This window comes from Enterobacter cloacae complex sp. IR5384, from assembly GCF_049237265.1.
Classification (GTDB): domain Bacteria; phylum Pseudomonadota; class Gammaproteobacteria; order Enterobacterales; family Enterobacteriaceae; genus Enterobacter; species Enterobacter cloacae.
Map to the genome: position 1 here is coordinate 25,179 of NZ_JBMKHJ010000032.1, position 23,027 is coordinate 48,205.

A 23,027-nucleotide genomic window follows, 5' to 3' on the forward strand; every position below is an offset into this window, starting at 1 on the left:
AGTTGTCAACGGGCGAGGGGTGTTTTACCCTCGCCTCTGTTGCAATGAAGGAGTCCGTGATGGCACAAAATATCTACGACAACCCCGCCTTTTTTGAAGGTTACGCCCAGCTGCCGCGCTCGGTAGACGGCCTGAATGGCGCGCCGGAGTGGCCTGCGCTGAAAAGCATGCTGCCGGATTTACACGGCAAATCGGTTATCGATCTCGGCTGTGGTTATGGCTGGTTGTGCCGCGCGGCGCGTGAGCTGGGCGCTTCTGCGGTAACCGGCGTTGATATCTCCGAAAAAATGCTCGCCCGTGCGGAAGAGCTGACCCACGATGCCGGGATTGTGTATCAACGTAGCGATCTGGAATCGCTGGCGATGAAAGCGAACAGTTTCGATCTGGTCTACAGCTCGCTGGCGCTGCACTACCTGCCCGAGCTGAATACTCTGTTTGGCAACGTTCAGCGTGCGCTGAAACCCGGCGGCAGTATGGTCTTTTCCATGGAGCACCCGATTTACACTTGCGCGACGCGTCAGGGCTGGTTGACCGATGACGCAGGCGTGCGTTTCTGGGGCGTGAACCACTATCAGGACGAAGGTCAGCGCGTCAGCAACTGGCTGGCAGACGGCGTGATCAAGTATCACCGCACGCTGGGCAGCACGCTTAACGCCCTGATCAACGCCGGTTTAACGGTAAGCGAAGTGAACGAATGGGGGCCAACGCAGGCGCAGATTGACGCCTGGCCCGCGCTGGCCGAAGAGGCAGACCGCCCGATGCTGGTGCTGATTTCCGCCCGTAAGGCTCAGTAACCCACCTTATACACCCGCCCGGTCTGCACCCCTTCCACGCTGCGGCGATAGGCTTGCGCCACGGCGGCGGCCGGCACGCTTTCAAAGCCCGGGAAGAAGCCGTCGTACGTTTCGACCGATTCAGTGAGGACCGTCGGGCTTATCAGGTTGATGCGGATCCCGCGCGGCAGCTCGCAGGCGGCAGCGCGAACAAACCCTTCCAGCGCGGCATTCACCGTGGTGGCATTGACGCCCTGCGCGATGGGCTCGTGCGCCACAATCCCGCTAATCAGGGTAATGGAGCCGCCATCGTTCAGGTAGTGCTGGCCGGTCAGCGCCAGGCGCACCTGTCCGAGCAGTTTATCCTGTAACCCCTGATTGAAATCGCTGTCTTTCATAGTAGCGAGGGGGCCAAAGTACAACCCGCCGCTGGCGGAGACAATCGCATCCACACGACCGACCTTCTCAAACAGCGCCTGCACGCTCGCCTGTGACGTAATATCCACCTGCTCATCGCCCTGCGTGCGGCCCACGCGGATCACTTCGTGGCGGCGACTGAGCGCCTCCGTTACTGCGCGACCGACCGTACCGCTGGCACCAATAATGATGATTTTCATTGCCGACTCCTCATGTTGTGAGTCTTCATTCTTTAATAAATTAAAAGTCGGATAAACTGGGCTAAAGTTAGAAGATTGCTAACCAGAGGTTTGTAATATGGATAAGCTTCGCGGCATGGAAACCTTTATCGCCGTAGTGGAAAGCGGCAGTTTTACCGGGGCGGCCTCCCGGCTGGATATGTCGTCGGTGATGGTGGGGAAGTACATTGCGCTGCTGGAATCCGAGCTTGGCACCCGTCTGCTGGAGCGCAATACGCGACGTCAAAGCCTGACCGACGCCGGGCGGGTCTATTATGACGAGGCGAAGCGGGTGCTGGAGCAGGTGGCCATTGCCGAAAGCGCAGTGGAACGTCTGCGCGCCGCACCAGCGGGCACCCTGCGCGTGACGGCACCTACGTCGTTTGGCGGCTGCGTTATCGCGCCGCTAACCGCCACCTTTTTGCAGCGCTACCCGGCAGTGCGTATCGAACTGGATCTCACTAACCGGATGGTGGATCTGGTGGAAGAGGGGGTCGATCTGGCCATTCGCATTGGTGATATTCGCAATGACGATCTGGTGGCGAAATACCTGTGCCCTTACAACATGGTGATCTGCGCGTCGCCGGATTATCTGGCGCGCCACGGTACGCCGCAAACGCCTGCCGATCTGGTGGACCATCTCTGCCTTTCCCACACGGTATGGACCGCGCGCAACGAATGGCGGTTGCCGGGTGTGGAGGGCGAAGTGCGCTGGAAGCGCGATGCCATTTTACGATGCAACGACGGCTACGGCTTACGCATGGCGGCGCGCGCCGGGGCGGGGCTGCTTCTGCAGCCGGAGGTGCTGGTGGCGGAAGAGCTGGCAAGCGGCAGACTGGTTCGGGTTCTGGAGCCGTTTACACCCGCGCCGAGGCCGGTGCATTTACTGTGGCGTCAGGATTTACGTCCCCTCCCGAAGCTAACGGAATTTATTGCTCATATTCTGCTAAGATTGGGCACAATATAAAAAAGAAGGTAATCAAAGAATGTCTGCAAACAAACTCGCCAGCAGCGCGCAGGGCCTGCAATCTTCCGCCATCCGTGAATTATTAAAACATAGCAAAATGGCAGGCGTCATTTCGCTGGGTGGGGGTATTCCTAACCCGGCTTTGTTCGATCACGAAGGCCTGAAAATCGCCGCTGATGCCGTACTGTCGCAGCATTTTGGTGAAGCCTTCCAGTATGGTCTGACCGAGGGTGTGCCGGGACTGCGGGAAGAGATTCAGCGCATCTGCGAAGGGCGCGGGATCCGCTGCAAAGCGGATGATGTGGTCGTGACCTCCGGTTCACAACAATCCCTTGACGTGCTGGCGCGCGCGTTAATTAATCCGGGCGATACCGTCGTCGTCGAACGCCCAACCTATCTTGCCGCGCTGCAGGTCTTTGGTCTGGCGCAGGCGAATTTCGAATCCGTTGGCACCGATGGCGACGGCATGAAAGTGGATGAACTCGAAGCCCTGGTGGCAAATAAACCCATCAAAGCGGTTTATATTGTGCCGACATTTGGTAACCCGGGTGGCGTTACGCTGTCTGAGGCGCGCCGTAAACAGCTGGTGGAACTCTCGAAACGCTATGACTTCGTGATTATCGAAGACGATCCGTACAGTGAAATTAATTACACCGACGAAGTTTTCCGCCCGTTAATTGCCCATGCCAAAGATATCGGCAACGAAGAGAACGTGGTGTATACCTCAACCTTCTCTAAAATTCTCGCGCCGGGCACCCGTGTGGGCTGGGTGCTGGTGCCGGAGTGGTTGAAGCGTGCGGTGGTGAACCTGAAGCAAACCACCGATTTGCACACCAGCACGCTGTCGCAGCTGATGACTTACGAATACCTGAAAACCGGGCGTCTGGCCGGGCAGATCAAAATGATCCGCGAAGCCTATCGTCAGAAGTACCAGACGTTCGCCAACGAACTGGAAGCCGAGCTGGGCGATGTGATGTCGTTCCACAAGCCGAAGGGCGGCATGTTCCTGTGGGCGAATATGAAAAATGGTAGTAATACCACGCGCTGGCTGGAAAAGACGTTAAGTAACGGCGTAGTATTTGTGCCGGGCGAATTTTTCTACTGCAATGAGCCAGACCATTCGACGCTGCGTATGTCGTTTGTAACGCCAACGGATGAAGAGCTGAAAGAGGCGGTTCGTCGCCTGAAAAAATCGCTGTAAAAGACCTGCGCATAATGGCGCTCCTGCCGTTATGCGCAATACGCGTTCAGGGCGGCAGGAGCCGCGATCGTCCATGGTGATCTCCATGTTTGAATTTCTGCTCGGTGTCGTTACGCACACACCCGCCTGGGTGTGGGTGCTGTTTATCTTCCTTATCTCCCGCGGCATTAAAGCCCGCAAGCCCGCCACCGTGACGCTGGAGCGGCTTGCTATCATTCCGGGCATTTTTCTTATCTGGGATATTTACGATCTGGTGGTCTATCGCACGCTGACTCCTGCGACTGTTGCATTGTGGACGGCGGGGATCCTTGCCGGTGCGGCACTGGGGTACTTCCTGATTAAGCAGGCGGCTATCACCCGAGCTGAGGCACCGCGTAGCCTCCACCGTCAGGCAGACTACACCGCGCTGCCGTTTATGATGCTGGCGTTCGCGGTGAAGTATGTGCTGGGCGTGATGAGCGCCATCTCTCCCCATACAATGCAGCAACCCGCCATGAGCGCGCTGGCAATTATCTCAGGCGGGGTATTTGCGGGCGTGTTTATCGGAAAATTTGCGCGTTATGTTGAGGTATATAACCGTAGCGTACCGCGCCCGGCGGAGTGACGTTACTCTGTCGCATGGGCCAGCGTGCGATCTGAAGCATCGCCGCTGAGGGCCCGCGTGACTTCATGGATCCGCCAGATTTTCCCTTCACGCAGCGCGGCAAACAGGTAAACCTCGATCTCTGCCTGACGACCGCCAGGATACGTGACCGTCACGATATGCCGGTCAGCCAGAAGTTCGTCATGACAGGCTATCTCCGCCACGGTGAAGGCGATCGTGCGAGTCTGCGAGCTGACGTGGCTCAGGTGCTGGATAAATCCCCGGTAATCAAGCGTGTGACCGTCCGTAACCTGCTGGTAATCGGGCGTAAAGACCTCTGCCGGATCGATATCGCCGTTGAATAAGCGGGTTAACAGGCACGCCATCTTTTCGCGCTGTGCGGCATTGTCGGTGTCGGCTATCAGGGATGTGATTATGCTCATTAAGGGCTCCTTATGTGGTTTAGTCGCCATTATCCTTGACAGCCGAAGACGCAGTTTCTGTAATACGCCGATGAATAACGATTTTCGGTCAAAATGATATGGTCAGTACTGAGACGCTCCTTCATCCTGGCGGGTACCGAACCCCCTGGCACAGCCATCGCGCTGGTCAGCTGTGGCGCATTGCAACGGGTCTGCTGGTGATTGAGTCGCAGCAGGGGCGCTCGGTCGTACCGGCAAAACACATCGGCTGGATCCCGCCTGGCAATCAGCACGCCGCCTTTTCTGAAAGCGCGATAGAAGGCAGCGCCATCTATCTTGACCCCGCCTGCTGCGCAAGGCTTCCCGATGTGCCCGCCCTGTTCGAGCCCGACGATCTTACCCATGCACTGTTTTCCCGCTTAAGCGTTGCTGAAAGCGAGTACGATCCGCGAAAGCTCACCCTGCTGCTGGATGAGCTTGCCGTGGCACCTCAGGTGCACTTTTCTCTGCCCGTGCCGACGGATCCGCGTCTGAAGGACGTGGTCAGGCATTTGCTGCAGTTTGTCGATGATAACCAGACGGTTGAGAGCCATGCCCGGCAGGCGGGGATGAGCGTGCGTACGTTCAACCGTCGGTTTCGTGCCCAGACCGGAATGAACTTCGTTAACTGGCGGCAACTGGCGCGCGTTATGCAGGCAATGGAGTGGTTGGCCGCGGGGAAGCCGGTGGGATGGATTGCGCTGTCTTGCGGTTACAGCAGCGTCAGCGCATTCATTGAGGTCTTCAGCGCGTGGACCGGTAAAACGCCGGGGCAGTGGGCGCTTAAAGAAGCCCCTTTTGGGCGAAGGTAATGCGCGTGGCGTCGTTGAGATGCGTAATTTTTCCTGGTTATTCATAATTAACGTCCTGTTTATAAATATAAAACAGGTGCGGTATGATGCCCTCACCCCGGCCCTCTCCCACAGGGAGAGGGAGAAAACCACCTCAACCCAGCAACGCGATTCCAGCCTCCGTCCTCAGCCAGCGCGGGGCTTTTAGCTGGTCGGCAAAATATCCGGTGAGTTCAAAGAGTAAATCCCCCATCACGCGTGCGGATCCGGGCGTGAGCGCGTCAGTCATCAACAGTTGGGTAATTTCCTCGCAGTAGCGGCAGAGCTGGTCGGATTCGGTGTTGAATACAGGCTCACGTTCGGGAAATCGATCGACGGTGAGACGTTCCTGTAGGTGCTCAGGGATAGGCTCCAGCAGCATTGGGCGGAGCAGGGCAAAAGTCGAGGCAAGACGACCGCAGAGGGCTATTTTTCTCGCGGGATTGGTCTCTTCTACCAGCGCTTCGCAATAGCGTTGGCAATTGTCGGCAAGATCGATGAAGTCGGTGTTGCAGTCGAAAGGGGTCGTGAAAAGTGCGTTACTGGTGGTCATGATTTTTCTCCAATCAGGTAATTAACCCGGCCGCGGAAATGCCAATTTCCGGGTGGCAGGTCTGAACGGAGTTGGCATTACCGGCTTGGAGTGTACCGGCGCGTCTTGCGACGCCCCCGTCCAGCCCACCATTGGAATGTAGCCAGACGTGCGGCGTAACAAGGACTTACGCCGTCTCCAATCATAACCGGGATGCCAATCCCGACGCCAGATTTTGCTGGCGTGGGAGGAACATACGCCCGAAAAGCCGTTAGAAAAAGTGGGGATGAAGGGATAAGTTACATTCTGCGAGGCTGCTTCAGAAAAAATGGAAAATGAGGAATGCGTTCAAGCCAAAAATGTTTCACCTGATGAGCAAATATTTTCCGCCGCACATAATACTGCCGGTTTATAAAATTAGGAATTTATAAAGGTCTATTTTATCAACATTGCGGTCAAAGTGGCGTATGGTATTTATTCTTAATAAGAATGGCTATGAAGGTGTGTATGGATACCGTCGAGGCGCTTAATGGAACCTACTTCTATAAAGGAATTTGCAACATATCGGCTGGTGAACTGTTTTTCTGGATTTTGTTAGATAAAATTGAAGAGCAGTTTGGCGGCATAGAGGATGCACTAACAATGAGTTGTATCATTTTAAGAGTGCCGATATTAAAGACCAGAAATAAGCCCTACGGAACAACAGCAGGAACATCTATAGCATCAAAATATTTACGTCAATATCTCAATGTAGAGTTACCTGTAAGATTACCGACGTTAACTGAAGCGAGCATTGCCACTTTAAAACCTAAGTATGTGACAAATTTGGGGGCCTTTATCGGGAGAGGCCTACCAGTGATTGGCTGGACATTGGTAGCCAGCGATTTGGCTCAAATATGCTATAAGACACTTAAAATGTATAACACGATTGCTCATAAGAAAGACCGGATATGGTAACTGAACAAGAGGTTTTGGCTTTTTTTCAGAATGAATTGCCCGTTATGGGTACATTTACCGGCAAGCTCATACCTTTGCAGTTAGATGATATTTTACAAGACTATGCAGAGGATGATGATTTAGCCATCTGTATGGATAAATTCAGCGAACGATTCAATATTGATATAACGCTGATGAATTACAATGCCTATTACCCATGGTTTCACACATGGTTTTTTCGAAAATGGTTTACGGATAAACCCGTAAAGCAAATTTCTAAGCCTTTAACGGTGAGGATGTTCGCCGAATCTGCGAAAGCGGGAAGATGGTTATATGATTAATAAGGAGGAAAATGATGGCTGTACCGGTCCATTTATGGCTAAAAGATGATGCAGGGAATCTGATTAAGGGGTCATCTGACGTAGAACATAGAGAAGGGAGTATTGAATTACGTGGTTTGACACATAATTTAAGTATCCCGGTTGATGGGACAACAGGAAGACTCACCGGAACACGTCAGCACGCTCCTTTCCTGTTTGAAAAAGAAATTGACAGCGCATCCCCCTATCTTTATCGGGCTGTTGCAACAGGGCAAACTCTCAAATCTGCAGAGGTAAAGTGGTACCACATTAATGATGCAGGGCAGGAAGTTGAATACTTCAATATTTTACTGGAAAGTGTAAAAGTTGTTTCTATTACGCCAATTATGCACGATACACGTAACTGTCCGGGAACAGGGCACATGGAAAGCATTCAACTGCGCTACGAGAAAATCACATGGCGTTATGTTGATGGAAATATTCAATACTCCGATGCCTGGAATGAGCGAGCTACGGTTTGAAGTGCAACAAACTGCCTCCGCTCTATAAATTGAGTGGAGGCATGTCCTGTTCATCCTGCAAAGATCACCGCTCCCTCAGCGCTTCCTTCGCCCGGTTAAACGGCTTAATCATATAATCCAGCACCGTTTTCTCCCCGGTTTTAATATCCACCGTCGCAATCATCCCAGGCACAATTGAGAAGTGCCTGCCTGCTTTATTCACCAGGTAATCCTGGCTGGTGCGGATAAACACCCGGTAATAGAACACTTCCGGCTTGGCTTCGTCCTGGATGGTGTCCGGGGAAATCGTCTCTACCACCCCGTGCAGCCCGCCGTAAATGGCGTAGTCGTAGGCGGTGATTTTGACCAGCGCTTCCTGGTTCGGGTGGATAAAGGCGATATCGCGCGGCGAGAGGCGAGTTTCGATCAGCAGGTGATCGTCCACCGGCACGATCTCCATCAGCTCGCCGTTGGGCGGGATCACGCCGCCGATGGTGGTGACCTTGATGTTTTTCACGATCCCGCGCACCGGCGATTTCACCGTCAGGCGCGTGACGGAATCCTGACGGCCTTTCAGGATCGCCGAGACCATATCCACCTCCGCGTTGGCTTTGGAGAGCGCCTCGCGCGCCTGAACGTAATACTGCGAGCGCACGTCGGTGAGCTTCAGCTCCAGGTCACTTTTCTGCCGCTGCAGGCGCAGCACCTCTACGTGGCTGGCGGCCCCGGTTTTGACCAGCCGCTGGGTGATCGCCAGCTCCTTATTGGCGAGATCGAGCGCGGCACGCAGCTCCCGCTGGGTATCCTCAAGCTGCGCGCGGCGGGAGTTGTAAAGCCGCGTTTCGTCGGCAATTAACTCAGGCCATTCCTTCAGCGAAGGGGGGAACTTCAACGGCAGATCGTTTACCTCGGCATACAGGCGCGCGCTGGAGGCCAGCGAGGCGCGATAGCGTGCCGCACTTTCGCCGACGTTTGATTCTGAACGCGTGGGATCAAGGCGCGCCAGCACTTGTCCGGCCTGTACCTGATCGCCCTCGTGGACGTTCAGCTCGGTGAGGATCCCCCCGTCCAGCGACTGTAAAACCTGCTCGCGCGAGCTGGGGATCACTTTGCCGGTACCGGTTGAGACCTCATCCAGCACGCCAAACCAGGCCCAGATCCCGAGGACGATAAACAGCAGCAGAGAGAGGATCACGATTCGTCGCGCGCCGGTGTAGCCGCTTTCGGAACCGAGCGCATTATCCAGATCGTCCATTGCCGCGGCATCACGCTGACTGATTTTCATTTTTCCACTCCCTTGCGGCGGCTGCCTGCTGTTGTTGAATGCGGCTGTTATTCAGCGCCTGCGCTTTCGGGGCATCCATCACCAGCATGCCCTCCTTGAGCACCACCACCCGCTCGACCAGTTCCAGCACCGGCACGCGATGGGTCGCAACGATAAGCGTGCGGTGGCCGAGCCAGGCGCTCAGACGCTGGATAAATTCCCGTTCGGTATGCTCATCCAGCGAGGCGGTGGGTTCGTCCATCAGGACGATATTCGGGTCGCGCAGCAGCATGCGTGCCAGCAGGATCGACTGCCGCTGGCCGCCGGAGAGCCCCACGCCGTTCTCCATGATCGGATAGTCCAGCCCCTTCGGCAGCTTCTGCACAAAGCTCGCCGCGCCGGTTAACTCCAGTGCGGCGAAAATCTCCTCGTCGGTGGCGCGCGGCATGCCGAGGGTGATGTTTTCCCGCAGGGTGCCGTAAAACAGCCGCGCGTTCTGGGTCATAAAGCCGACGTTGCGCCGGACATCGGCGACGTCGAGGTGCGGCAGGCTGAGGTTGTCGAGCCGCAGCTCGCCGCCCGCCAGATCCATCCCGCCTGCCATCGCCTGCAGCAGGGTTGATTTGCCCGCGCCGTTACGCCCGAGGATCGCCACTTTCTCACCGGGCTTGATCTCCAGACGGTTGATGCGCAGCGCCATGCGCGGATCCTCCGGGTGATAGCGAAACTGCGCCTGCTCGAACAGGTAGTGACCGCGCAGCACGTCCTGGCGGATCGGCGTCTCCTCGCGCTGGTTCTCGGTAGGTAACTGCATAATGCTGTCCAGCCCCTCTTTTGCCGCTTTCACCTGCTGCCAGCGGGCCAGCACGCCGCACAGCGTCGCCATGGGGGCGATCATGCGCGAGGCCAGCATCGAGGCGGCGACCACCGAACCGGTGGTCAGCGTGCCGTCGATCACCATCGGCGCGCCGACCACGATCACGGCGGCGTAAACCAGGCTCTGGATGGTCATCCCCCAGCTGATCAGATTCTGCGTCAGCTCGCGGGTACGCAGGCCAGATTCCGCGGTGATCTGGATATAGCTGTTCCACTGCTGCAAAAAGCGGTTTTCCGCCTGCATCAGCTTGATGTCCTCCAGCCCCTGCACGCTTTCTACCAGCACCGCGTTGCGCAGGGTCGATTCATGGGCAGATTGTTTCGCCAGCTCCGCCAGCTTCTTCTGCAGCAGCAGGCCGGGCAGAACCATGATCACCGCCGCCACCGGGGCGATCCACGCCAGCTGCGGGGCGATAATCGCCAGCACCACCACAAACAGTAAGAAGAAAGGCAGATCGACAATCGTCGAGATGGTGGAGGAGGTGACCATCTCGCGGATCTGCTCCAGCTCGCGCAGCTGGGAGATAAAGCTGCCGGTAGAGCGTGGGATCGCGCTGTTGCGCAGCCGCAGGGCGTGACCGAACACGCGATCCGAGACGCGCAGATCCGAGCGTTTGCCCAGCAGATCCATAATGTGCCCGCGCGCCACGCGCAACACGAAGCCGAACAGGGTGGCGATCAGCACCCCGATGGTCAGTACGTACAGCGTCGGATAGGACTGGGCGGGGATCACCCGGTCATACACCTGCATGGAAAAGACAATCCCGGAGAGCGACAGCACGTTGATAAACAGCGCGGCGAGCATCACCCAGCTGTAGGGGCGCAGGTCGCGCATTACCAGCCGGTAGAGCCAGTCCGGGCGGTATTTTGAGATATAGGCGTCCACCCGGCTGTCCTTCAGCGCTGCCAGCGGACGCAGGGCGATGACGTGGCGGATGGCGGGCAGCATCGCCGTCATCGACAAACGGTTGGTGTAGGTCTGGTCGTCAAAGAAGCTGACCTCCAGCGTATCGTCGCCGTCGAAATGTTCGATCACGCCAACCCTGCCGTCGTTTAGCGCCACCACCACCGGCAGACACCAGCTGTTGATCGACTGCTGGCTGGCGGTAAGCAGCTGAAACGACAGCCCCGCCTCGCGGGCGAGCTGGGTGAGGGCGGGCACCATCGGTTTGCCTTTCAGCCACGGTGCGCCTGCCAGCAGCGCGCCGGGAGAGCAGGCGACGCGGTAGCGCGTGGCAATAAAGCCAAAGGCCTGCGCCCACTGGGCCAGGGCATCATCCGTCATGGGCTCAGCTTGCGGCATATCACGCTCTTTCATGGCTGGATCTCCACGGTCTGGATGGTGCGGTTATCAAGATCGAACGCATGGCGCAGCTGCCCGGTGTTGTAGAGGCAGTTGAGCTGCAGCTGATGCAGCTGGCCAAGGGTCTGTTGCTGGGTGAAACGCGCCTGGTAGACCTCCTGCTCGGCGTTGAGCACATCGAGCAGCGGGCGTGAGCCAAGGTCAAGATACTGCTGCTGATACAGCTCGCGGGTGCGGGCGCTGAGCGCCTCCTGACGACCCTGGATCTGCAGGGTGCTGAGCAGGCTCATCACCTGACTGCGCGCCTCAAGCAGCTTCTGGCGAATCTCAAGGCGGGTGCGCTGAATGGTGGATTGCGCCGCTTCCACCGCGTGTCCGGCAGCGTTACGCCGGGCGGTGAGGCCGCCGCCCTGATAGAGCGGCATTTGCACTTTCACCCACGCGGAGTATTGCGTGCGATCCCGCGTTTCGTTACCCGCATAGCGGTCGTTGAGGTAGTGACGCACTTCCGGCTCCAGCGAGACGGTCGGGGTCATCTGGGCGTTGGCGTAGTCAAGGTTGGCCTGCGCGACGTTCGCCTGCGCCCAGGCCGCTAACACCGCTGGCACCAGACGATCGTCCGGTTCGGCGATATCACAGCTACGGGCCAGCTTTTGCGGAAAATCGTTGCCCACCTCGTTGAGGGTGTTCCAGCCGAGAAAACTCATCAGCGTGGCGCGGGCGCTGTCGAGGCTGGCCTGGTACTGCATGAGCTGGGCGCGGGCCCCTTCGATACGGGCATCGGTCTGCACCACGTCAGAGAGCGAGGTGGCCCCTTCGTCGTTACGCTGGCGGGTCAGCTTGCCAATGGAGGAGAGAGCGTCGAGCTGTTCTTTGGCGGTATCGACCATCTGCTGCCAGGTTTGCACTTCCACCATGGCGATGGCGGTATCGTGGGCGATGGTGTCGATGCTCACCAGCACATTGGCCTGCTGCTGGGCAACCCCGGCGTTTTCGGCACGCACCTGGCTTGCCACCTTGCCAAAGTCGTACAGCATCTGGGAAAGAGAGAGCACCAGCGATGGCGTAAAGCCATTATCGTCGCCGTCATGGGTATAGCCATTGTCCATACCGGCGTTAATTTGCGGGTAGTATTTCGATTTGGCGACGTCCACCTCTTCACTCTGTTGGTAGAGTTTTCCTACCGCTTCACTGATGGCCGGGTGCCAGGTGACGGCGCGGTTGACGGCGTCGCCAAGCTGCAGCGTGCCGGGGGCGGCGTTGCCCGCCACAGGCGCCACGCGGCCATTCAGGGAGGGGAGTTCCTGCGTTTCGCGAAGTTGTCCGGTATTAATCATCGCCGCCGGATTAGCGGAGAGTGCGGGCACAGATATCAGGCAGCACGAGAGCCACCAGTAAGGCATCATCTTTCCCATGTCATGTCCCTAATAAAAAATAAGTACAGCTTTATTGTTTATGCCCGGGCGCAGTGCGCCCGGGTCAGGTACTACAGGTGCTATCAGGTCACGATGTGTTGCTGGTTAACTAACTCGTCGTAGGTGGTCTGGACGTTATCAAGCGTCACGAGCGTGGTGTTGGTATAGGTGCTTCCTGTACCGTCACGGTCGATGGCGATCACGGTACTGCCATTGCTGTTCGTCACATGCAGGTAATTACCGAGCGTTGACGCACTGCCGTTCCAGCCCACCAGCAGATCGCCGATGTCAATTTTGTCTCCCTGGGCCAGCGAGAAGTTGGTCCAGTGATCGCCGGCGGTACTGCTGACGTTACCCGCGGTGGCGTTGCCTGCGGTGCTGTTCAGCACCTGATAAATCAGCGTATCGCCGTACGCGGTGCCGGTAATGACATCGTTATGCTCAGAACTGACGAACTGCGGCGCCATATTGATGGTCAGCGTGGCAGTGTCCGTATTGCCGTTGGCATCGGTGAGGGTGTAGTTGAAGACCTCCTTCGACGTGATGGTTGAGAGCGACACCCCGCTGTTGAGGGTGTAGGTGTAGTGGCCGTCTGCGCCAATCGACAGCGTGCCGTAATGACCCGTGACGTTGACCAGCGTGCTGCCGGTGTAAGGATCCAGCGTGGTGGTGGTGCCGTCGAAGCCGGTAATGGTCACGCGGGTATCGACCGACTGCAGCTGATCCATCGCCCCGGCGGAATCCGTACCGTCGAAGATATTGCCGTCAACGGTGTGGCCGCTGGTGGAGTCGAACTGGGTCAGCGAGTAGGTGGTACCGTTCACGCTCGGGGTGATGGTGATATTGCCCACGCTCAGCCCCGGTACGCTGCCGGTATAGCTCAGCGTATAGGTCCCGGCGTTCAGATCCAGCCCGGTCAGGGGCACGTCGATACTGCCGCCCAGCAGCGAGCCGCCGCTGAAGGAGCCGGTGCGGATAACACCGTTGGCATCACTGATCGTCCAGTTCACCGTCAGCCCGCCCAGCGCCAGCAGCGACGCGACGTCAAAGTGCAGCGACGCGCTATGCAGGGCGGTGTTCGGATCCACCACAAAGGTCCCGCTTCCGCTGCCCGTGGTGGTACCTAGCAACGAGGTGGTCCAGCTGGCGCTGCCGACGGTGGTGTCAGAGTAGGCCGAGGTATGGTGTACCGACGTGACACTCATCTCGGTGCTGACATCGTTCACCGCATCCATTGCCCGCGCGGTTGGGGTAATGTTGAGCGAGCCCGTATCTTTCGCGCCGTTTGGAGCCGTAATGGTATAGACGAAGGTGTCTGGCGTGCTGATATGGTCCGCACCCACGCCGCTATTCAGGGTGTAGGTGTACTGGCCGGACGAATCAATGGTCAGCGTGCCGTATTCTCCCTGAATGTCGGTTGTTCCACTGCTGTTAACCGCCACACCGTTCACTTCCGTCACCACCGTGCCATCCGGCACCGGATCGTTCGCCAGCACATCCCCCGTGGTGCTCTCCCCGATGCTGGAGACGCTGTAGACATGATCCTGCAGCACGCTCAGGGTGTAGGCCGTCAGCGCGGTGATCCCTGCCGCCGTATTGAGCAGGAAAAGATACTCCCCGGCAGGCAGGTTCAGCGTCAGCTGCGAGGAGGTGCCGCCCAGCAGCGGCGCACGCAGCCAGCCCGGCTCAACGCGCATCTGCTCGAAGGTCTGGGTCGCGTTGTTGAATTTATAGACGTACAGGTCGAACACCGATGCCAGGGCTACGCCCCCCACGGAGGCCTGAATCGTCATGGTGCGGGTTGTACCTTCCTCCACGGTGTAGATGATCGGGTTGGTCATATCGTCCAGCAGGTTCAGCCCCAGCGTGTTGCCGAGATTGATCCCCACCAGGGTAAAGCCGCTTTGCGACGATGTGCCGTTATCGATGGCCAGGACGGTGGTGTCGAAGGTCAGGGAAGCCGCGTCGTCTACGGCGACAATGCCATTCGCCACGCTGCCCGAACCGAGCGACAGCACGAGATTTGCCGACGCGCTGACACCGTTATGGGTAATGGTGTAGGTGAAGCTCTCCGTGCGGCCAATCACCGCGGCACTGGTGTCGGTGAGGTTGTAGGTGTAGCTGCCGTCGCGGTTAATTGTCAGCGTACCGTACTGCCCCTGAATCACCGTGCCGTCGGCGTTAACGCTGGTGGTGACCCCCAGCGCGTTGGTCACGGCGGAGACGGTCGTACCTGCCGGAGCGTTATCGCTGCCTGCGGTAGGATCGGTATCCAGGATCACGTTACCGTCCAGGCTGGTGTCGCCCGTTACGGTCCCGGCGCTGGTCTCTTTCACCGCCACATCCAGGCTGGTGTACGAGCCGGTTGCCAGCAGGTTGGTGTTGTAGCTCAGCACGCGATACTGGCCATCAGCGAGCCCGGTCAGGTTCAGCGACACGCCGGTGGCCCCAAGGGTCAGCAGGTCGGCGAACTGCGGTTGTCCGGTATCCACGACGGTGGTCCAGGTGTTGTTGACGGTATCGAAACGCTGCACCACCAGCTCCAGGGTGTTGAGCAGCGAAAGCACCGCCCCCGTGGCGTTGGCATTGACCACAATATCCGCACTGCCGCCGCTGCCCACGTTGAACTCAACCTGGGCTGTATCGTTGCCCAGCAGGGTCAGCACGTTGCCTACGGCGCCCACCAGCAGGAAGCCATAGTCGCTGTACTGGCTGTTGGTGACGGTGGCGGTGGTACTGAGATCCAGCTCTTCAACGTTATTACTGGCAGAGAGCGGCACCACCGGCGCAAGGACCGAGCCCGGCTGCGAGGTGTTACCCGCCGCATCGGTGGCCGTGATCTGCAGCGTCTGGCCTTCGGTCTGCTTGTTGAGGAAGGTGTAGCTGTAGGCGCCATTGCTGTCTGCGGTGGTGGTCACCGTTGAGCCGTCCGCGAGGCGGATGGTGACGGTGCTGCCCGCTTCCGCCGTACCGGTCAATACGCTGCCGTCAGCGTTAAAGGTCCCGGCAGGCGCGTTTGGTGCAGTGAGATCGACAATAATTGTCGTCACCACAGACGCCGGACTGGTGTTACCCGCGGCATCGGTGGCGGTGGCGGTGAAGTTATGGGTGCCTTGCGTCAGCGTAGTGGTTTCTGGCAACGTCCAGTTGCCGCTGGCGTCGGCGGTGACGGTGCCCACCAACGTGATGCCATCGTAGATCCGTACCGTTGCATTCGCTTCGGCGGTCCCGCTCAGCGCTGGACGCGTGTCGTTGGTCGGGTTGGTGCCGGTCACCGGGCCGATGACGCTGCCGACATCATCAATTACCGAGCTGATAACCGGCGCGGCTGGGGCAAGGGTATCAACGTTAATCGTATATCCGGCGGTTGGCGCGCTGGCATTGCCTGCGGCATCGGTGGCGGTAAACGTCAACGTATGTGGGCCGTTGCTCAGCGCCGGGGAAGGCGTAAAGCTCCATGCCCCGCCGGTGGCCGTTACGCTGCCAATCTGCACGCCATTATCGAAGATTTTCACCGTAGAACCCGCTTCCGCCGTACCGCTGAGGGTTGGCTGCGCGTCGTTGGTTATTCCTCCGTTCGCGACTGGCGTTGCCGCATTGCCGACATCATCGAGGATGCTGATGAGCACCGGCAGCGCTGGCGGCGTGGTATCAATCGTCAGGCTGAAGCTGGCTGACGACGCGCTGGTGTTGCCTGCGGCATCCGTGGCCAGCGCGGTGAAGCTGTGCGCACCCTCTGTCAGCGTGGTATTGAGTAAGATACTCCAGCTGCCGCTGCCGTCTGCGGTGCCCGTTCCGACCAGCGTGGTTCCCTCATAGATATTCACGGTGGCAAACGGTTCGCTGGTGCCAACCAACCGAGGTATGGTGTCGTCGGTCGTCTGCCCGGATGTGATTGGACCGGTAATGGTCCCCACATCGTCAATCGCCTGGCCGATAACCGGCGCGGTGGGTGCCGTGGTATCGACAATCAGCGTGAAGCCTGGCGAGGCGGGGCTGATGTTCCCTGCTGCATCGGTGACCGTGGCGGTCCAGGTGTGGCTGCCGGCGACCAGTGGCGCTGATGGAGTAAAGCTCCATGCGCCGGTACCGTCAGCCAGCACGGTGCCGACAGGCTGTCCGTTTTCATAGATCGTGACCGTGGCGTTGGCCGTCGCGGTGCCGTTCAGCGTAGGCGTGGTGTCGTCGGTGCTTTGCCCGGAAGTGAGCGGAGCCTGAACACTGCCCGCGTTATCTGCCGCAGTCGAAATGACCGGCGCAGACGGCACGCCTGTATCCACTGTCAGGTTAAACGGTGCTGTTGCGGTGCCCGCGTTACCCGCTGCATCGGTGGCGTTGAAGGTGATGACGAGTGGCCCTTCGGGCAGATCGGTACCCGGCGTGAAGGTCCAGCCGCCCTGGGCATTCACCACGGCAGTGCCAATTTCATTGCCATTAACAATCACATGCACTGTTGAGCCCACGTCGCCCGTGCCGTTGAAGGTTGGGCGCGCATCGTTTGTGATACTTCCCGACGTGAGCGTTCCGGTAGTCGGTGCGACATCGTCAATCACGGTGGTCACCACCGGCACGCCAGGGGCTGCGGTATCGACGGTGAAGGCGAAGACCGACGAGTTAGCCGAGGCGTTGCCAGCGGCATCCGTTGCGTACACTCGCAGGGAGTAGCTGCCGTCGTCCAGCGGTGTGGTCGGCGTAAAGGACCAGCTCCCGGCTCCGTCGACGATCGCCGTACCGATCTGCGTGCCGTTATTCAGGATGTGGATAGTGCTGCCCGCCTGCCCAGTACCGCTAATCGTTGGGGTGTTGTCGTTGGTCGCCTGCCCGCTGGTGAGGTTGCCCGTGGCGCCGCCAGGGACGTTATCACTCACCGTATCCAGCGTTGGAACCGTCGGCGCCGTCAGTTCTACCACCACGCTCCATGGGGCTGAGACTTCGCTGACGTTGCCCTGTGGGTCGGTCGCTAGGACGGTGAAGCTGTGCGAGCCTTCGACGAGTGCGGTCTCTGGCGTAAAGCTCCACGCGCCGGTGTCATCCGCCGTTACTACGGCAATCTGGGTGCCGCCGTCGAAAATGGTCACCACGCTGTTCGCGTCCGCGGTCCCTGTCAGAGTTGGCGTGGCGTCGTTCGTTTCGCTGCCGCTGACTATCGGGGTGGCAACATTGCCCACATTATCCGTTACGCTGGTGATGACCGGCGTAGTGGAAAGGGTATCCACCACGAGGGTGAAGTCCGCCGAAGGACCGCTCTGATTTCCCGCCGGATCGGTCTCGCGGATGGTCAGAACATTACTGCCTTCTGGCAGAGCGGGCGTGGTGTAGCTCCAGGTGCCGGTATTACCAACCACCACGCTGTCCAGCAGCACGCCGTTGTTGTAGATGGAGATGGTATCACCCACCGCGCCGGTGCCGGTGAGGGTCGGCTGGCTGTCGTTGGTGGTCTGGCCGCTGGTCAGCGGACCGGTGACAGGACCAACGTCGTCAATTACCGAGCCAATGGTTGGCGTGCCTGGGGCGGTAAGATCGATGGTCACGCTGGCCGCCGGAGAGCGGCCGCTGGTGGCACCGTTGAGGGTCGCGGTCACCTCGAAGGTATGCAGCCCTTCGCCGAGCGCGGCTGGCGTATAGCTCCAGTTGCCGCTGCCGTCGGCGGTCACCATAGTCAATGGCGTCGTGCTACCGTCCTGGTAGATGGTAATCACGCTGCCCGCTTCGGCCGTACCGGTAAGCGTTGGTGTAGTGTCGTTGGTGGTTTTGCCTTTCACATCGCCGATGACCGGGTCCACGTCATCGACGATTGCCGTTATGACGGGCACCTGCGGCAGCTCAAGCGGCGAGTCGGTGACAATGAATGGCGTGCCGGGGCTGGCATTCCCTGCGGAATCGGTAGCGCTTACGGTTAGCGTGGTCGGATCCAGCTGCGCTGGACTCAGCGCAATGGAGAAGCTGCCGTCGATGGCGGCAGTACCGGTACCAATGACGTTATCACCGCTGTCTTTCACGGTAATGGTACTCCCTGCTTCGGCAGTACCGGTCAGCGGTGTCCCCTCCTGAGCCAGGGCCATATTGATCGGGTCGGTTGGCGCGGCAGTATCCACCGTCACGCTCAGCGGTGCTGAACTGCCTGAGATATTACCCGCCGGATCGCTGGAAGAGACGGTGAAGATGTGCTGGTCATCCGTCAGCGTTATGTCGGAAGTCCAGATCCAGGTGCCGTCCGTCTGGACCGTCACCGGGATTCCCAATGGCGTGCCGTCTACAGAAACGATCACCGTAGTTCCCGGTTCACCGGTGCCGGTGAGGGTCGGTGTTCCGTCACGAGTATAGAGTACGCTGTTGGTTAACTGGCTGTCTGAAACGGTACTAATCTGGGGTATTTCAGGCGCAACGGTATCAAGCGTCACGGAAACGACTGGGCTCGTCGCGCTGACGTTACCCGCGGCATCGACGCCCACAACGGTGATGTTCAGCAGGCCGTCCTGTTGTGGTGGCAGGACAAAGCTCCATTCTCCGTTAACGACATCGACACGTCCTACCTCAATGCCGTTGTTGTAAACGATGACCGTGTCGCCAGTCGTGCCGGTTCCTCCGACGGTTGGCGTCGCATCGGTGATTAAACCTCCATTCGGCTGGCCCCCGACGGCGTCAAATACCGGGACATCCGGTGCTACGGTATCCACGGTAATCGTAATCGCTGGCGACGGGTCAGAGACGTTGCCCGCCTCATCGGTGGCGGTGGCGGTGTAGACGTGGGTACCTTCCGCAATATTACTGTCAGGACGCCAGCTCCAGTTGCCGTTGCTATCTACCGTGACGGTGCCCACGACGGTCGGAGTGCCGTTGACGGTGTCAGTAATGTTAATAACGTCGTTCGCCGTACCGGTGCCGCTGAGTACCGGGCGCGGATCGTTGGTGGTTCCGCCATCGGGAACGGGGCCGGTTATCTGGCTGACGCTGTCGGTAATCACCGGTGCTGCTGGTGCTGTTGGCGCATCGGTATCAATGGTGATGGTGACCGGCTGCGATGGGGCGCTTTCGTTGCCCGTGCCGTCCATGTTGGTGACGGTCAGGGTAATGTCATAGGTGCCGTTAGGCAGCGGGGTGGCTGGCGTCCAGGTCCAGTTGCCGGTGCCGTCCACGAGCACATCATCAAGCTTAACGCCGCCGTTGTAGATCGTCACGGTATCGCCCGGATTGCCGGAACCGCTGAGGGTCGGCGTGGTGTCGCGGGTGGTTTCTCCCGGGTTCAGCGGCGTTTCTGTGCCGTCAGGATTGACCGTGATTGCCGGGATATCCGGCGTGGTTGGCGGAACGGTATCTACCGTCAGTTCAAACGGCGTTGAGATAGTGGTATTGCCCGCGGCATCCGTGGCATGCACCGTCAGCGTGTGCGGGCCGTCGGTAAGCGGGATAACGGGGGTAAAGCTCCAGCCGCCGCTGCCGTCGAGGGTCGCGGTGCCGAGCAGGGTGGTTCCGTCGTAGACGGTAATCACGGCATCTGCCGGCGCGGTGCCCTGCAGCAGCGGCTGGGTGTCGTCGGTGGTATCGCCGCTGGTAAGCGGCCCGTTAATGCCGCCGACGTCATCGGTTACGGTGGCGATGGTGGCCGCCGCTGGCGGCGTGGTATCGACGGTCAGGGTGAAGCCGACTGACGGTTGGCTGGTATTACCCGCCCCATCGGTGGTGACGGCGGTAAAGGTATAGGTGCCGTTAACAAGCGGTGTGGTTGGGGTATAGGTCCACGTGCCGCTGCTGTCGATCACAATTGTAGTGAGATCGACGCCGTCCTGGCGGATGGTGACGGTTGAGCCCGGCTCCGCGGTGCCGTTGAGCGTTGGCGTGGGGTCATTGGTGCTGTCGCCAGAGTTGAGCGCGCCGAGGCGTTCTGGCACGTCATCCACCACCTGGGTAATGACCGGCGCATCCGGGGCAACGCTGTCAATGATGATGCCCCAACTGTTGGAAACGTCGCTGGTATTGCCCGCCGCGTCAGTTGCGACGGCGGTCAGGGTATGGGGACCCTCGGCGATGGGGGTGTCCGGAGTAAAGCTCCACGCGCCGAGGCCATCGGCGACGGTGGTTCCAATATCAACCCCATCCACGCGGATGGTGACCGTGGCATTTGCTGCAGCGGTACCGCTGAGCGTCGGGGTTGAATCATTGGTGGTCTCATTGAGGTCGAGCGAGCCGGTTCGTCCGGGCACATCGTCAATGACCTGCGTAATCACCGGGGCGGCCGGAGCCGTCCCGTCGACGATAATGGTCCACGCGTTCGATTGTCCGCTCGGGTTACCGGCGGCATCTGTTGCGGTTGCCGTCAGCACGTACGTACCATCGGCCAGCGGTGAGGGCGGCGTAAAGCTCCAGAGCCCGGATGAGGGAACCTCCACCGTGCCGATAACGTCGCTGCCGTTGAAGATCGTGATGGTCGAACCGGGTTCGCCCGTGCCGTTCAGGGTCGGCGCCCGGTCGTTGGTCAGCCCATTCTGCTCCACGGGACCGGTTGTGTTCAGCACGTCGTCAATCACCGACACGATAACCGGGGCCTGCGGTGGGGTGATATCCGGCGCCGCTGCGGAGGTTGCTGGCCCCGTGTTGCCCGCAGCGTCGGTGGCGTCTGCGGTCAGGATTTCGCCGTTGAGCTTAGGCGGGGTCAGCGTCAGGCTAAAGTTGCCCTCGCTGTCGGCCACAGGGGTGCCAAGGATAGCGTCGCCTTCACGAATGGTTACCGTGCTGCCTGGCTCGGCGGTTCCGGTGATGGTGCCGCCATCATTCGACACGACGAGGTCGCCGGGGGCCAGCGGCGGTGTGGTGTCCACGGTGAAGATGATCGGCTCTGAGGCCGCACTCTGGTTTCCGGCTGCATCGGTTTCAACGACGGTTATTGCATGCGTCCCGTCCGGCAGAGGGCCGTCTGGCGTGACGCTCCATGTACCGTTCGGCAGTACCGTTGTGGTTCCAACCGCAACGCCGTTATCGTAGATAGTGATTGTGCCACCGGGTTCGCCCGTTCCTGCCAGGATCGGCTGTGACGCATCGGTAGGGGTGCCTGCGGTTATGGTCCCTCTGATCGCACCCGTGTCGTCGGTCAGCACAATCGCGGTTGGCGTGGTCGGAGGGGTAAGATCCACGGTGAGGGTAAATACCGGTGATGCCGGTCCGAGGTTGCCGGCGGCGTCGGTTGCCTGCACGGTAATCTGGTGGGTGCTTTCACTCAGGTCAGCTGACGGGGTAAATGTCCAGGTGCCGTTGCTGGCGACAACCGCCGTGCCAATCGCGACTCCGCCGTCATAGATGGTCACGGTGGAGCCCGCCTCTGCGGTGCCGCTGAGTTGCGGGCGTGGATCGTTGGTGCTGCCGCCGTTTGTGACCGATCCCGTTTGAGGATCAACATCGTCCGTCACGCTACCGATCGTCGGGGCATCGGGGGCGGTGAGATCCGGCGCTGTAATCGTGGTGCCCAGGCTGGTATTCCCGGCCGCATCCGTCGCGGTAGCGGTTACCTGTTCACCGTTGGTCAGTGGAGTGCCGAGAGACACAGTAAAGTTGCCGTCACTGCCGGTTTTCCCTGTGCCGATGACGTTACCGTTCGCGTCTTTCAGCGTGATGGTACTGCCGGGCTCGGCGGTACCGGTGACGCTTTTACCGTCTCCCGAGAACTGAAGGCTGGTTGGCGCATTTGGCGGTGTCGTATCCGGGTCGGACGGATCGACTGGTGTGTTGGGGTTAGGGCTGTTGTTATTCCCATCATCGTCATCCCCACCGCCACCACCGGTGCTTGCCGCCGCCGCGATGCCACCCGCGGCGACAATGCCACCCAGTACCCAGGGCCAGATGGCCGCGCCGCCTGCATCACTTCCGGATGCGGCAAGCAGGACGTCAGTGGAGGCAATAGATTCATAGGTGGCCGCCCCGGCGGGGTCCTGAATCCACCACAGCGCCCCCTCACTGTCCTGCAGTACCAGCTGGCTCGCCCCTTGCGCATCGGTGACGAAGAAATTTTTAACGGTAATCACCTCGCCGGAGTGTAGCGTGATCACCAGATCGTTACCGTTGCGGGCGAAGTCAGCGACATTGGCTCGCTCTACCTTAAGCTCAACGATAGAGGAATGGCTCAGCGTAACCTGAGTGCCTTCCGTGGTGGTTTCCACACCCGTAAGTTTCGATATAACAGAGATTTGGCTCATTTAGTGAGTACTCCAGCAGAGTTATCGTTAACGGCGAGCAAGATGAGCCATCTCTGTTAAGGGTAAAGCGCGCCCCCGGCGGAGTAACTGTTATTTAAAACAGCGCTCACCGTATTTATTTTCAGCGCGAACGATGCCCGCCAGAATGCAGAGTGGCAACATCAGAGCGAATCTATTTATTTGAGAAAAACTATCAACAATGTGATTTTGTCTTTTATATAACCTTGTATTTAATAGAGGAATTAAT

At 59.0% G+C, this 23,027-nt stretch carries 15 protein-coding genes; 8 read left to right on the forward strand and 7 right to left on the reverse strand.

The window, feature by feature from the left end; genetic code table 11:
• Positions 1-59: 59 nt before the first annotated feature.
• Positions 60-794 (forward strand): class I SAM-dependent methyltransferase, encoded by a 735-nt coding sequence (locus tag ACOTX3_RS20660; protein ID WP_127869030.1) that lies wholly within the window; start codon positions 60-62, stop codon positions 792-794.
• On the opposite strand, the gene ACOTX3_RS20665 is transcribed toward ACOTX3_RS20660, so the two are convergent.
• Positions 788-1,390: a short chain dehydrogenase gene (locus ACOTX3_RS20665; protein WP_094916252.1), complete on the reverse strand. Its 603-nt coding sequence runs from the start codon at positions 1,388-1,390 to the stop codon at positions 788-790. The genes ACOTX3_RS20660 and ACOTX3_RS20665 overlap by 7 nt on opposite strands.
• A gap of 97 nt (positions 1,391-1,487) precedes the next feature.
• On the opposite strand from ACOTX3_RS20665, the gene ACOTX3_RS20670 reads away from it, so the two are divergent.
• The 3 genes from ACOTX3_RS20670 (at position 1,488) to ACOTX3_RS20680 (ending at position 4,180) form a co-directional block, all read left to right on the forward strand.
• Entirely contained in the window at positions 1,488-2,375 is an 888-nt protein-coding gene (locus ACOTX3_RS20670; RefSeq protein WP_020690740.1) for a LysR family transcriptional regulator, read from the forward strand.
• Between the two features lie 19 nt (positions 2,376-2,394).
• Positions 2,395-3,576 (forward strand): PLP-dependent aminotransferase family protein, encoded by a 1,182-nt coding sequence (locus ACOTX3_RS20675; protein WP_038420464.1) that lies wholly within the window; start codon positions 2,395-2,397, stop codon positions 3,574-3,576.
• Positions 3,577-3,661: 85 nt separating this feature from the next.
• Positions 3,662-4,180: a DUF6622 family protein gene (locus tag ACOTX3_RS20680; RefSeq protein ID WP_029883923.1), complete on the forward strand. Its 519-nt coding sequence runs from the start codon at positions 3,662-3,664 to the stop codon at positions 4,178-4,180.
• 2 nt (positions 4,181-4,182) lie between these two features.
• Here the strand turns inward: ACOTX3_RS20680 and ACOTX3_RS20685 are convergent, their stop codons facing one another.
• Positions 4,183-4,602 carry a nuclear transport factor 2 family protein gene (locus tag ACOTX3_RS20685; RefSeq protein WP_020690742.1) on the reverse strand — a complete coding sequence of 140 codons (420 nt, stop codon included), beginning with the start codon at positions 4,600-4,602 and terminating at the stop codon, positions 4,183-4,185.
• Positions 4,603-4,700: 98 nt separating this feature from the next.
• Here ACOTX3_RS20685 and ACOTX3_RS20690 point away from each other — a divergent pair, with 98 nt between their 5' ends.
• The gene (locus ACOTX3_RS20690; protein WP_097535870.1) at positions 4,701-5,432 is read left to right on the forward strand and encodes a helix-turn-helix domain-containing protein; all 732 of its coding nucleotides are present in this window, start codon (positions 4,701-4,703) and stop codon (positions 5,430-5,432) included.
• Positions 5,433-5,565: 133 nt separating this feature from the next.
• On the opposite strand, the gene ACOTX3_RS20695 is transcribed toward ACOTX3_RS20690, so the two are convergent.
• Positions 5,566-6,003, reverse strand: a complete 438-nt coding sequence (locus tag ACOTX3_RS20695; protein ID WP_072203667.1) for a hypothetical protein — start codon at positions 6,001-6,003, stop codon at positions 5,566-5,568.
• 486 nt (positions 6,004-6,489) lie between these two features.
• On the opposite strand from ACOTX3_RS20695, the gene ACOTX3_RS20700 reads away from it, so the two are divergent.
• Genes ACOTX3_RS20700 through ACOTX3_RS20710 form a run of 3 tightly spaced genes read left to right on the forward strand, consistent with a single transcriptional unit; the run spans position 6,490 to position 7,759 of the window.
• A complete protein-coding gene (locus tag ACOTX3_RS20700) occupies positions 6,490-6,939 on the forward strand; it encodes an STM2901 family protein (RefSeq protein ID WP_127869029.1) in 450 nt (149 codons plus the stop codon).
• Positions 6,933-7,259 (forward strand): DUF1493 family protein, encoded by a 327-nt coding sequence (locus tag ACOTX3_RS20705; protein ID WP_040023494.1) that lies wholly within the window; start codon positions 6,933-6,935, stop codon positions 7,257-7,259. The genes ACOTX3_RS20700 and ACOTX3_RS20705 overlap by 7 nt, the downstream gene beginning before the upstream one ends.
• 14 nt (positions 7,260-7,273) lie before the next feature.
• Positions 7,274-7,759, forward strand: a complete 486-nt coding sequence (locus tag ACOTX3_RS20710) for an Hcp family type VI secretion system effector (RefSeq protein ID WP_029882108.1) — start codon at positions 7,274-7,276, stop codon at positions 7,757-7,759.
• Positions 7,760-7,823: 64 nt separating this feature from the next.
• Here ACOTX3_RS20710 and ACOTX3_RS20715 read toward each other — a convergent pair whose 3' ends face one another.
• From ACOTX3_RS20715 to ACOTX3_RS20730, 4 genes are all read right to left on the reverse strand, one after another.
• Positions 7,824-8,993 carry an HlyD family efflux transporter periplasmic adaptor subunit gene (locus ACOTX3_RS20715; protein WP_086528237.1) on the reverse strand — a complete coding sequence of 390 codons (1,170 nt, stop codon included), beginning with the start codon at positions 8,991-8,993 and terminating at the stop codon, positions 7,824-7,826.
• Positions 8,994-9,003: 10 nt separating this feature from the next.
• Positions 9,004-11,196 (reverse strand): type I secretion system permease/ATPase, encoded by a 2,193-nt coding sequence (locus ACOTX3_RS20720; RefSeq protein ID WP_127869028.1) that lies wholly within the window; start codon positions 11,194-11,196, stop codon positions 9,004-9,006.
• The gene (locus ACOTX3_RS20725) at positions 11,193-12,596 is read right to left on the reverse strand and encodes a TolC family outer membrane protein (RefSeq protein WP_127869027.1); all 1,404 of its coding nucleotides are present in this window, start codon (positions 12,594-12,596) and stop codon (positions 11,193-11,195) included. Before ACOTX3_RS20725 ends, ACOTX3_RS20720 begins: the two co-directional genes overlap by 4 nt.
• A gap of 83 nt (positions 12,597-12,679) precedes the next feature.
• Positions 12,680-22,780: a BapA/Bap/LapF family large adhesin gene (locus ACOTX3_RS20730; RefSeq protein ID WP_127869026.1), complete on the reverse strand. Its 10,101-nt coding sequence runs from the start codon at positions 22,778-22,780 to the stop codon at positions 12,680-12,682.
• Positions 22,781-23,027 lie beyond the last annotated feature (247 nt).